At 67.3% G+C, this 11,316-nt stretch carries 12 protein-coding genes; 7 read left to right on the forward strand and 5 right to left on the reverse strand.

What is annotated here, in order from left to right:
• Window positions 1-214 (forward strand): DUF732 domain-containing protein (locus VFW69_RS20250; protein WP_526503900.1); only part of this gene is annotated, 214 nt, incomplete at its 5' end.
• 20 nt (window positions 215-234) lie between these two features.
• On the opposite strand, the gene VFW69_RS20255 is transcribed toward VFW69_RS20250, so the two are convergent.
• On the reverse strand, window positions 235-537 hold the full coding sequence (locus VFW69_RS20255) for a ferredoxin (RefSeq protein ID WP_526503902.1): 303 nt from the start codon (window positions 535-537) through the stop codon (window positions 235-237).
• On the reverse strand, window positions 537-1,661 hold the full coding sequence (locus tag VFW69_RS20260; protein ID WP_526503904.1) for a 3-ketosteroid-9-alpha-hydroxylase subunit A: 1,125 nt from the start codon (window positions 1,659-1,661) through the stop codon (window positions 537-539). The genes VFW69_RS20255 and VFW69_RS20260 overlap by 1 nt, the downstream gene beginning before the upstream one ends.
• A 102-nt stretch (window positions 1,662-1,763) precedes the next feature.
• On the opposite strand from VFW69_RS20260, the gene VFW69_RS20265 reads away from it, so the two are divergent.
• Complete coding sequence (locus VFW69_RS20265) at window positions 1,764-3,506, forward strand: 3-ketosteroid-delta-1-dehydrogenase (protein ID WP_526503906.1); 1,743 nt, start codon at window positions 1,764-1,766, stop codon at window positions 3,504-3,506.
• Between the two features lie 17 nt (window positions 3,507-3,523).
• Here the strand turns inward: VFW69_RS20265 and VFW69_RS20270 are convergent, their stop codons facing one another.
• The gene (locus tag VFW69_RS20270; protein WP_526503908.1) at window positions 3,524-4,909 is read right to left on the reverse strand and encodes an HNH endonuclease signature motif containing protein; all 1,386 of its coding nucleotides are present in this window, start codon (window positions 4,907-4,909) and stop codon (window positions 3,524-3,526) included.
• 160 nt (window positions 4,910-5,069) lie between these two features.
• Window positions 5,070-5,750, reverse strand: coding sequence for a PadR family transcriptional regulator (locus tag VFW69_RS20275; RefSeq protein WP_526503910.1), 681 nt, complete (start codon window positions 5,748-5,750; stop codon window positions 5,070-5,072).
• A 62-nt stretch (window positions 5,751-5,812) separates the two neighbouring features.
• Here VFW69_RS20275 and VFW69_RS20280 point away from each other — a divergent pair, with 62 nt between their 5' ends.
• Window positions 5,813-6,730: a TIGR03619 family F420-dependent LLM class oxidoreductase gene (locus VFW69_RS20280; RefSeq protein WP_526503912.1), complete on the forward strand. Its 918-nt coding sequence runs from the start codon at window positions 5,813-5,815 to the stop codon at window positions 6,728-6,730.
• Here the strand turns inward: VFW69_RS20280 and VFW69_RS20285 are convergent.
• Window positions 6,727-7,617 (reverse strand): hypothetical protein, encoded by an 891-nt coding sequence (locus tag VFW69_RS20285; RefSeq protein WP_526503914.1) that lies wholly within the window; start codon window positions 7,615-7,617, stop codon window positions 6,727-6,729. The genes VFW69_RS20280 and VFW69_RS20285 overlap by 4 nt on opposite strands.
• A gap of 70 nt (window positions 7,618-7,687) precedes the next feature.
• On the opposite strand from VFW69_RS20285, the gene VFW69_RS20290 reads away from it, so the two are divergent.
• The 4 genes from VFW69_RS20290 to VFW69_RS20305 all read left to right on the forward strand — a co-directional run.
• The gene (locus tag VFW69_RS20290; RefSeq protein ID WP_526503916.1) at window positions 7,688-8,812 is read left to right on the forward strand and encodes an FAD-dependent oxidoreductase; all 1,125 of its coding nucleotides are present in this window, start codon (window positions 7,688-7,690) and stop codon (window positions 8,810-8,812) included.
• A 99-nt stretch (window positions 8,813-8,911) separates the two neighbouring features.
• Window positions 8,912-10,192: an amino acid permease gene (locus VFW69_RS20295; protein ID WP_526503918.1), complete on the forward strand. Its 1,281-nt coding sequence runs from the start codon at window positions 8,912-8,914 to the stop codon at window positions 10,190-10,192.
• A 93-nt stretch (window positions 10,193-10,285) separates the two neighbouring features.
• A complete protein-coding gene (locus tag VFW69_RS20300; protein ID WP_526503920.1) occupies window positions 10,286-10,783 on the forward strand; it encodes a flavin reductase family protein in 498 nt (165 codons plus the stop codon).
• A gap of 3 nt (window positions 10,784-10,786) precedes the next feature.
• Window positions 10,787-11,316: pyrimidine reductase family protein (locus tag VFW69_RS20305; RefSeq protein ID WP_526503922.1), on the forward strand; the 530-nt coding region annotated here is incomplete at its 3' end.

Consider the following 11,316-nt stretch of genomic DNA (forward strand, 5'->3'; position numbering starts at 1 on the left):
GGCGCAGGGCATCATCGACCAAGCCTCGGCCGGACACGCGATCGAAGCCGCTCATTACGTGTGCGCGCGACTCGACACCGGCGAAACGCCCATGGAGGTGATGCAGGAAGTGCTGGCCAGCAGCAGTTTGCCCGAGTTTCACACCGGTTTCTTCGTGGCCCAAAGCATCTACTCGTACTGCCCGCGGCACAAGGATGAGATCCCCCGGGGATAGGCGCACCAAAGGCCGCTGAATTATCTTGGTGCGCCGTCCTTCTCGTCGACGACGGACAAATCCCCGCGGCGCACCGCGTCCAGGATCGCCGCACTCAGCGCCGTGCACACGATGAAGATACCCCGGCTCCCCGGTGTTGCTATCTTCTGTGCGTCGGCGCGTTCGACACACCGGGCCGTCGCGTCAGCGTTCCACTGCACGCTGGTCTGATTCCAGCTGCTCTTGCGGGCCAGCACCCGCGCGCCACAATTGCGGCACGCTACCGGCACCATCGGCATCTCGTCGAGCCGATTATCCTCTCGCACCGCCGATTCCAGCGTCATCACGCCCGGGCCGCCATGTTGGCCGAGACCTCTTTCATCCACGCCTCGTAGGGCCGGGTGGTGTCGAGCTCGAATTCGAAGCGGTCCACCATGTCCGGTTGCACAGCGGCGGCGTCGACGTAGAACTGCTGATACCAGCGCCGTAATTGGTAGACCGGGCCGTCCTCCTCGACCAGCAGCGGGTTGTCGATGCGTGCCTTGTGCCGCCAGATCTCGACGTCCTGCTCGAAACCGAGCTTGACGTAGTCGCCGAGTTTGATCGCGGTCTGCATCGCCTCGTCTCCGGGCATCGTCTCCGACTTTTTCACGATGATGCCGTATTGCAGCACAAAAGAATTCGCATCAATCGGATAGTGGCAATTGATGAGGATCGTCTTGGCATCGCCGTGCTCGTAGTGATAGGTCAGGTCGTCGATCATGAAGGACGGACCATAGTAGGACGCCACCGAGGTGTTGCCCAGCATCTGCGCGCCTTCGGTGCCGCCCATGTCGGGGCGGCCCTCGCCGTTCATGTACTGCGTCGCGACGTGCCCTTCGAAGATGTTCTTGAAGTAGGTGGGCAACGCGCCGTGGATGTAGTAGAAGTGCGCCATATCCACAACGTTGTCGATGATTTCGCGGCAATTGCTTCCCACGACGGTGGTGTACCAATGCCAGTCGGTCCACTGGTCGCTGGTGGCGCCCTCGATGCGCGGAATCGTCACCTCCGGCGGTGGCGGTTTGCGCTCCGGGTCGTTCCACACGAACAACATGCCGTCCTGCTCCAGCGTGGTCCACGCTTGGGTGCGGGCCAGTTTGGGGGCGCGCCGGCTGTAGGGCACCCCTTTGCAGCGGCCGTCGCCGCCCCAGCGCCAGTCGTGGAACGGGCAGGCGATCTCGTTGCCCTTGACCTCGCCCTGGGACAGGTCTCCGCCCATGTGCCGGCAGTAGCCGTCGAGCACGTTGATGTTCCCGTCACCGCTGCGGAAGACGACGAGTTTCTGCCCGAAGGCGCTGATCGCGTGGGGCTTGCCGTCACCGAAATCCCTGGTCAGCCCCAGGCAGTGCCAGCCGCGGGCGAACCGCGTCGGCGCGGCCTGGGCTTCAATGAACCGAATTTCGTCGGCCTCGGTCTGCGACGTCATGAGCCTGATTTAACTCCGCCGGACCGGGCCGTGGGACCCCCTTGTTCCATTCATCAGGACGGACCTTCTCGCGTCGCGCCGCCGCGGCCTACGGTTGCGGACGTGACGACGCACAGCGCGACGATTCCCGCCGGACTTCTCGTGGCCGACGCATGCGTTGACCTGCTCGTCGTCGGCTCCGGCACCGGCATGGCCGCGGCGCTGGCGGCCCACGAATTGGGGCTGTCGGTGCTGATCGTGGAGAAATCGTCGTATGTCGGCGGCTCGACCGCCCGGTCCGGCGGCGCACTGTGGCTGCCGGCGAGCCCGGTGCTGGCCGAAGCGGACGCCGGTGACACCGCGGAGCGTGCCGGCACCTACCTGGATGCGGTGGTCTCGGGGTCGGCGAGCGCGCAACGCTCGGCGGCGTTCGTGGCGCACGTGTCCGCGACGGTGGACATGCTGCGCCGGATGACGCCGCTGCGGCTGTTCTGGGCCCGCGAATATTCCGACTACCACCCCGAGGAGCCGGGCGGTAGCGCGGCCGGGCGCACTTGCGAGTGCCGCCCCTTCGACACCTCGCTGCTCGGCGAATACCGCACCCGGTTGGAGCCCGGCCTGATGGAAGTCACCGTCCCGATGCCGACGACGGGCGCCGACTACCGGTGGATGAATCTGGTGGCCCGGATGCCGCGCAAGGGAATTCCCGTCTACGGCAAGCGCCTGGCGCAGGGTGTGGCCGGCCGTATGGTGGGCCGCCGCTACGCCGCGGGCGGCCAGGGCCTGATGGCCGGGCTCTTCACCGGGTTGCTGCGTGCCGGCATCCCGGTGTGGACCGGCACAACGCTCGCGCGCCTGGCCTGCGATGGCGACCGCGTGACGGGCGCTGTCGTCGAGCACAGCGGCCGCGAGGTGACGATCACCGCGCGGCGCGGCGTGGTGCTGGCCACCGGTGGCTTCGACCACCGCATGGACATGCGGTGGAAATTCCAGTCGGAATCGTTGGGCGCGAACCTGAGTCTGGGCGCGGCCGCCAATACCGGCGACGGAATCCGCGCGGGCCAGGATATCGGCGCCGACATCGACCTGATGGATCAGGCGTGGTGGTTCCCCGCCGTCGCGCCGCTGCCCGGCAAGGCGCCGGCGGTGATGCTGGCCGAGCGGTCGCTGCCGGGCTGTCTGATCGTGGATCAGAACGGGCGCCGGTTCGCCAACGAAGCGGCGGATTACATGTCGTTCGGGCAGCGGCTGCTCGAGCTGGAGCGTTCCGGTAGCCCGGTCGAGGCAATGTGGATCATCTTCGACCAGCAGTACCGCAACAGTTATGTCTTTGGCGCCGAACTGTTTCCGCGGATGCGTATCCCGCAGGCGTGGTATGACGCCGGGATCGCGGTCCGGACCGACAACCTCACCGATCTGGGCATGCGGATCGACGTTCCGGTCTCTGAGTTCTTCGCGACGATGACCCGCTTCAATCAAAATGCCGCTGCCGGTGAGGATCCCGACTTCGGCCGGGGTCGCAGCGCCTACGACCGCTATTACGGTGACCCGACGATAAAGCCGAATCCCAACCTGCGCCCGTTGGTCAACGGTCCGTTCTACGCGGTCAAAATGGTGCTGTCCGATCTGGGCACCTGCGGCGGCCTGAAGGCCGACGAGCGCGCGCGGGTGCTATGCGAAGACGGCGGCGCGATCGCCGGGCTGTACGCGATCGGCAACACCGCCGCCAATGCGTTCGGGACGACGTATCCGGGCGCGGGCGCAACGATCGCGCAAGGGCTGGTGTACGGCTACATCGCGGCCCGGGACGCGGCGATCGCGAGCGCGGCGCAGCCGGGCGAAGCGGGTCGCCGCCACCAGAACTAGGGGCGATCTACGACGTGTCATGCAAACCCCGGGCTGTCGGCGTCTTCGTCGTCGTCTCCATCGCGGAGAAGCTTCTCGGGGTGGTGGAAAGTGTTGACTCGTGGCCGGCCCCGGTCCAGATGCGCGGGCGGGATCCATTCGGTGTCGCCGCGGGCGTTTTTGCGGGTGGTCCAGCCGCCGGGTCGCAGAAGGCGGTGTTGGGGTCCGCAGGCGAACGTCAAGTCGTTGACGTCGGTAGTGTGACAGGTGGCATAGTCGGTGACGTGGTGGACTTCGCAGTAGTAGCCCTTGACGTCGCAGCCGGGCGCCGAGCATCCACGGTCCTTGGCGTACAACACAATTCGCTGTCCAGGGGAGGCGAGTCGTTTGGTGTGATACAGCGCCAGTGCCTTGCCCTTGTCGAAGATGGCCAGGTAGTGGTGGGCGTGACGGGCCAGGCGGATTACGTCGCTCATCGGCAGGATCGTGCCGCCTCCGGTCAGGCCCAGCCCGGCCGCGGCCTCCAGTTCGTTGAGCGTGGTGGTGACAACGATGGAAGCCGGCAGTCCGTTGTGCTGGCCCAGCTCGCCGGAGGCCAACAGCGCCCGCAGCGCCGCCAGCAGCCCGTCGTGGTTGCGTTGGCCGGCCGATCGCGGGTCGTGCTCGATGGCGTCCTGGGTGGGTGAGCCGTCCACGCATGGCCTCTCAGCGAAGGGGTCGCACATGCCCGGTGCGGCCAGCTTGGCCAGGACGGCTTCCAGGGTGGCGCGCAGTTCGGGGGTGATCCATCCGCGCAGCGCCGACATGCCGTCGGATTCCTGGTGACCCAGCGTCAGGCCGCGCTGACGCGCCCGGTCCTCGTCGGTGAAGGTGCCATCGGGATTGAGGCAGTCGGCGAGCGCGTTGGCCAGTCCGGCCAGTTGTTCTGGACGAAACCGGCTGCCCTCCTTGGCCAACCGCGCCTCAGCCTGCTCGCGGTTGGCGAGGTCCACCCAGCCGGGCAGCCGATGGTAGAACTTGCGGATCACCGCGACCTGACCGGCGCCCAGGGTGCCGTCGCGTTGGGCCGCGGCGGTGGCGGCCAGTGCGGGTGGGATCGGTTCGCCGGTCAGGCCGTGGCGCGGGCCCAGGTCGCGTGCCTCTTTGATGCGCCGCGAGGCTTCGGTGCGGCTGATCAGTGTCGCCTCGGCGACGGCATGGACCAATGTGCCGCCGAGTTCTAGGGAGGGGGCCTGGCGGGCAAGGGAATTGATCAGCGGATGCTCGACGGCCGGGATGCGCCGGCGCTGCTTTTCGCAGCGCCGCAACACTGCCAGCTGTTGCTGCGGGTTGAGCGCGTCGAAGTTCAGCGCGCAGGCTCGATCCCAGGCGGCATCGAGCGCGTCGAACACCGCGTCGACATCCTGCTGGTCACTTGAACCCACACCGCCAAACTAGCCGCACCCACCGACGAAAATCGTCGCTCTGTGATCACCGAAACCAAAGTGACACAAATGATTTAGCTATTCGATTTTGATATCCATAATCTCTCGGGTAGGGATCCCCCAGGCCGGTGGCACGCGAAACCGGTCGCCACCGTCAGAACTAGTCGGCTTCGCGCTTCGCCTGAACCTGCTTCTCGACCTCACGCCAATAACCGGGTGTGGGGCGAGGCTTGCCGAAGCCACCCTTCGAAGCGCTCTGCGAGATGGTGTCGGCCTCGTCGATTTCCTTGATCATCTCCAGAGCGAATTCGCGCTCGGCGGCGTAGTACTTAGCGGCCCAGCGCAGCGCGATCACCGAGTACGCCCACGCGGGTTCGGACTCGGCCCCCTCGGCGTCCTCGACGGCCTTGCGATGACGGGCGTCGGAGTATGCCACATGCTCCTGTAGCAGTTCCTTGAGCCGAGCCGGGTTGGTGAGGTGACCGAACGTCACCCGCAGCAACACGCTGTGTTTGAGCACCGGTGGGTCCACCGGGGCGTTGTTGACCCACTCGATAGCGGCGGCCATCCCGGCCGGGGTGATCTTGTAGAGCCGGCGGCTGCGGGTGCCCTCGTCGCGCTCGACGCGCGAGGTGACCAGTCCCAGCGATTCGAGCTTCTTCAGCTCGGTGTAGATCTGGCTGTAGGAGGGGCTCCAGTAGTAGAGGTCGACGCTCCAGTCGATCCATTTCTTGAGGTCGTAGCCGGAGATCTCCTCTTCGTAGGACATCATGCACAGCAACGCCCGACTGGTGGCGGCCAACGTCGCTCTTTTGCTGGCAGGGTCCGTTTCGGAGTCCATGCCGCCAGGTTAACAACACAGCACCCTAGATTGGAGGACATGGACCGCTGGCTGGGACGCCCGTGAAATTCGCCTTCCCCATTCCGCACCTGCTGCGCCTCAAGGCGATTACGCAGCCCTGGGAGGCCGCGGTCACCGGACCCGACCAGCGACGCATGATGCAATGCGCCGACCGGTGGGGCTACGACATGATCGCGGTGCCCGAGCATCTCGTGATCCCCACCGACCATGTCGAATTGTCCGGGCCGCACTATCTGCACTCGACGACCGCGCAGGCCTTCATCGCCGGCGCCACCGAACGGGTGGCCGTCAACTCCTGCGTCACCATCTTGCCGTTGCAGCATCCCATCGTGCTGGCCAAAGCGCTGGCCACCGCCGACTGGATGAGTGGGGGCCGGATGATGGTGACGTTCGGAGTGGGGTGGCTGGCTCGCGAATTCGAGTTGCTTTCAGTGCCATTCAATGAACGCGGCCGCATCGCCGACGAATATCTGGCGGCCATCGTCGAATTGTGGACCAGTGACACACCTCAATTCGACGGCCGGTATGTGTCGTTCGCCGATATCGCCTTCGAGCCGAAACCAGTTCAAAGGCCCCATCTTCCGATCTGGATCGGCGGTGACGCCGACGCCGCGTTACGCCGGGCGGCCACCTTCGGGTCCGGGTGGTGGCCGTTTCTCACACCGCCCGAACAGATCGCGCTGAAACTCGACTACATCAAGTCCCAACCCGCCTACGACGGCCGGGAATTCGAGGTGATGCACGGGCTGGGCACCAACCGGGTCGGCGAAGGACACGTCGCCCGCCGTGCGACCGATCGGCCGGGCATGAGCGCCGCACACATCGTTGACCGGCTGAGCTGGCTCGCCGAGCAGGGCGTGACCGTGACCGCGGTTCCCGTCCCCGCCGTAGGCGGCGTGGACGAATACCTGGATTACGCGCAGTGGGTGATCGAAGAGATCAAACCCCAGGTGTCCTAGCGGATCTGCAACCCGCGCCTGCGCACCCAATACACCGCGGCGATGCTGCCGGCGAGCCACACGCTCATGGCGATGGCGAGGTGGACGAAGCTTTTCGTTTCGCGCCCGAACACCGGCCAGATCACGGCGGGCGCCTGCTGCCACAACACGCGGTGCTCCACGCCGTTCATCGGATCGGCCACGTAGTACAGCGCATAGGGCAGTGTCAGTGCCAGCACCCAACTGCGGGTGCGGCGCAGATCGCCGCGCTGGCGCCAGCGCCGCATCAGCGGCTCGGCACTGACCGGGTGCAGCACCGAGATGAAGTTGCCGACACCCAGCCAGGACACGACGGGCACCGCGACGGTGGGGATCGTAATGCCCAGCCGCCCCGGCGTTTCGAGCCACAGCGTCAATGCGACCGCGGCGGCCAGGGTGGGCAGCCCGACGATCGCGAGCAGGGCGAGGTTTTTGATCAGCAGGATGCGCCCGAAAGGCACCCCGTCCGATAAACCCCGCAGGATGCGGTAGTGGTCGGCGCCCAGGAAGTTGGTGGTGGTGACATCGGCCAGGACCCAGGAGGAGAAGTAGGTGCCCACCAGGATCACCCAATCGTGGTGACGGCCCACCGGAGTCAGCGGCTGCACCAGCAACCAGCCGGCGGCGAAGATCACGTTGGCCACCACACCCATCAGCCAGGTGCGCGGCCGGGTGAACGACCAGCGGATCTCGGCGATGACCGCCGGAATCAGGCCCTTCTCGAAGTCCTTGGCGGCGCGCCGGGCCGCGGCGGGTCGAGGCGCCGACGCGCGCACCGCTGTGCGTAGCGCGGCGCTCATCCGCGGACGCGCCGGGGCCGCAACCTCCCTTAGCCGCTCCGCGCTACCGACTCTGCGCGAGACGATCACCTGATGTGGCCCCCTCGCTCCCGGATCGGTCGACGGCTCGTCCGCAATCTATGCAGGGCAGGATAACGGCATGAACCGCAAGCGTGTCATCGTCGCCGGGCTCGGGGATGCGGGTGTCCTCGCGGCGATCCGGCTGTCCCGCCATGCCGACGTCGTCGGGATCTCGACCAAACCCGCGCTGGTGAGCGGCCAGGAGCTCGGCGTCCGGCTTTCGCGTCCGCACGACTGGGCCCGCGACTACTGGATCCCGTTCGACCGGTTCCGCCGCCTCGACGGCGTTCGCACGGTGCAGGCCACGCTGACCGGAGTGGACCTGACCGCCCAAACCGTCTTCGGCCGAACCGAAGACGGCGCGGCCGTCGCCGAGGCGTACGACGCCCTGATCATCTCGACCGGGGTCAGCAACGGCTTTTGGCGCCAGCCGACATTGCAGTCGGCGGCCGAGATCGGCGCGGGACTGCGCTCCGCGCACGACCGGCTTGCCGCCGCCGCGTCGGTGATCGTGGTGGGCGGCGGGGCGGCGGCGGTCAGCAGCGCCCTCAACATGGCAACCACGTGGCCGGACAAGCGGATCGACCTGTATTTCCCCGGCGAGTCCGCACTCGAGGGGCACCATCCACGAATATGGCAGCGCATCCGCGGTCGACTGACCCAGCTGGGCGTCGGCGTGCACCCCGGACACCGCGCGGTGGTGACCGACGGGTTCGCGGGCGATGAACTTACCGGCGAACCGGTCCACTGGAGCACCGGACAACCCCCGGCAGACGCCGACGCCGTGCTGTGGGCGATCGGGCGGGTGCTACCCAACACCGACTGGCTGCCAGCGGAACTGCTCAATGAGCGTGGGTATGTGCGCGTCACCCCGGAGCTGCGCGTGTCCGGCCACCGGGGTGTGTTCGCGGTCGGCGACGTCGCGGCGACCGACCCGTTGCGCAGCTCCGCCCGTAACCGTGGTGACGCCCTGGTGGCGCGCAATGTCCTCGCCGACTTCGCCGGCCGGCCGCTACGCGCCTACCGGGCGCCGACGCGGCGCTGGGGCTCCCTGGTGGGTATACAGCCCAACGGGCTGGAGGTCTTCCTGCCCACCGGTCATGCTTTCCGCTTCCCGTCCTGGTCGGTCGACCGCGTGGTGATGCCGTGGATCGTGCGTTGGGGCATGTATCGAGGGGTGCGCCAGAACGACCCGCTGGGTTAAGGAATGAGCGATGCAATGCCGAATCTTCACCGACCCCAGCTCGCGAAGTTATGAGGTATCCATGTTTCAGCGATCGATCACTGTTCCGGAAACACCTCGATGAGCGCCCCGGCGGACCACGGCGAATTGGACCGCAGCCTCGGGGTTTTCGATGCGGTGGTGATCGGGCTGGGGTCGATGATCGGTGCCGGGATTTTCGCGGCGCTGGGACCCGCGGCGCGTGCCGCCGGCTCGGGACTGCTGCTGGGCCTGGCGTTGGCCGCGGTGGTGGCCTACTGCAATGCCACATCCTCCGCGCGGCTGGCGGCGCGCTACCCCGCGTCGGGCGGCACCTATGTCTATGGCCGAAAACGGTTGGGAGACTTCTGGGGATACCTGGCCGGGTGGGGCTTCGTCGTCGGCAAGACCGCGTCGTGCGCGGCGATGGCCTTGACCGTCGGCCTGTATGTCTGGCCGGCGCAGGCGCATGCGGTGGCCGTCGCGGCGGTGATCGCGCTGACCGCGGTGAACTACGCAGGCGTGCAGAAGTCGGCCTGGCTGACCCGCGTCATCGTCGCCGCGGTGCTCGCCGTGCTGGCAGCGATGTGCGTCGCCGCGTTCACCTCCCCGGCCGCCGACGCCGATCAACTCCGCCTGACCGGCGCCACCACCGGTGGCGTTATCCAGGCCGCGGGTCTGCTGTTCTTCGCGTTCGCCGGCTATGCGCGCATCGCGACGCTGGGCGAGGAGGTGCGCGACCCGGCCCACACCATTCCGCGGGCGATACCGCTGGCGCTCACCGTCACCCTGGCCGTCTACGCACTGGTCGCCGTGGCCGCGCTCTCGGCGCTGGGGCCGAACCGTCTCGCCCAGACCGCCGCCCCGCTGGTCGAAACGGCCCGCGCCGCGGGCACGGGCTGGCTAGTCCCCGCCGTCCAAGTTGGGGCGGTGGTCGCGGCGCTGGGCTCGCTGCTCGCGTTGGTTCTCGGCGTCTCGCGCACCACACTGGCCATGGCCCGGGACCGCCATCTGCCCCACGCGCTGGCCGCCGTGCACCCACGGTTTCGGGTGCCCCACCGCGCGGAGCTGCTGATCGGCGTCGTCGTGGCGATCCTGGCCGCCATCACCGACCTTCGCGACGCCATCGGTTTTTCGTCGTTCGCCGTGCTGATCTACTACGCCATCGCCAACGCCTCCGCGTTCACCCTCGGACCCGACGAGGGCCGGCCGCACCGTGCCATTCCCGTGATCGGGTTTCTCGGCTGCGTGGTGCTGGCTTTCGCGATGCCACTGTCGTCGGTACTTTCCGGTGTGGCGGTTCTGGGCATCGGCGTCGCCGCCTATCTGATTCGTCGCTTCATCGCCCCGATGCGGTTGCGACGCAACCGAAATCAAACCTGACTTTGGCGAGTACCGCCGGAGTCAGGTCGACGCGGCGCCGGGCAAATCGCAACGACGCGATTCCCCGGGGGCCACACGGGGAAGACTGAGCGGATGTCCGACCCGGCAACCGAAGCATTCGACAAGCTGGTGGCACTGCTGAACTATCCGATGTACGTCGTCACCACCCAGGCCGACGGCACCCCGGCCGGCTGCCTAGTGGGTTTCGCCAGCCAGACCAGCATCCATCCGCCGCGATTCCTGGTCGGCCTGTCCCAGCGCAACCACACCTTCCGCGTCGCCCGTGACGCCTCCCACCTGGCCGTGCACGTGTTCGGCCGCGAGCACCTGGACGTGGTGGAGCTCTTCGGCAGCCAGACCAGCGACGAGGTCGACAAGTTCGACCAGTGTTCCTGGCATCGCGGACCCGAACAGATGCCCATCCTCGACGATGCCGCCGCCTGGTTCGTCGGCGAGATCGTGGAACGTTTTTCGCTCGGTGACCACGTCGGACACCTGCTCGCGCCGGTGGGCGGCAATCCACCACAGGAACTCGAGACCTGGGTATCCTTCGGCGACGTGCACGAGCTGGAACCCGGCCACGAGGCTTAGCGCGTGAGCGAGTCGCCCCGGATCAGCGCCGTCCCCAGCATCATCGAACTCGCGCCGTTCTACGCCGATCCCCCAGATGGCGTGCGAGCCAACATGATCTTCAGCGCCGACGGCGCCGCCGCGTTCGATGGTCGCGCGGGTCCACTGTCATGCCCCACCGATCAACGCCTCTTGAGAATCCTGCGCGGTCTGGCCGACGTCGTGCTGGTCGGCGCCGGCACCGCCCGCGCCGAAAACTATGGCCCGGTAACGCTCAGCGATGCTGCGCGCGCCAGGCGGCACCACGAAGGGCGAGCCGAGCCACCCCCGATCGCCGTGGTGAGCCGCAGCGGTGACCTGCCGGCACGGCTGTTCACCAACCCGGACCAGCGGCCGATCCTGGTGACCTGCGCGCGCACCGCGGCACGACACGACCTCGACGACGACCGGCAACACATCATGGTTGCCGGAGAGGACTCGGTGGACGTCTCCCGTGCGGTCTCGATGCTGCGCGAGCAGGGCATGCACCGCATCCTGTGCGAGGGCGGACCGAC

It is taken from the genome of Mycobacterium sp. (genome assembly GCF_036273375.1).
GTDB lineage: Bacteria > Actinomycetota > Actinomycetes > Mycobacteriales > Mycobacteriaceae > Mycobacterium.

Bases quoted from the DNA above. Each gene is read 5' to 3' on its own strand.
- VFW69_RS20255 (WP_526503902.1), bottom strand. From the start codon at position 537: ATGACGCTGGAATCGGCGGTGCGAGAGGATAATCGGCTCGACGAGATG.
- VFW69_RS20260 (WP_526503904.1), bottom strand. From the start codon at position 1,661: ATGACGTCGCAGACCGAGGCCGACGAAATTCGGTTCATTGAAGCCCAG.
- VFW69_RS20275 (WP_526503910.1), bottom strand. From the start codon at position 5,750: ATGGACTCCGAAACGGACCCTGCCAGCAAAAGAGCGACGTTGGCCGCC.
- VFW69_RS20290 (WP_526503916.1), top strand. From the start codon at position 7,688: ATGAACCGCAAGCGTGTCATCGTCGCCGGGCTCGGGGATGCGGGTGTC.
- VFW69_RS20295 (WP_526503918.1), top strand. From the start codon at position 8,912: ATGAGCGCCCCGGCGGACCACGGCGAATTGGACCGCAGCCTCGGGGTT.
- VFW69_RS20300 (WP_526503920.1), top strand. From the start codon at position 10,286: ATGTCCGACCCGGCAACCGAAGCATTCGACAAGCTGGTGGCACTGCTG.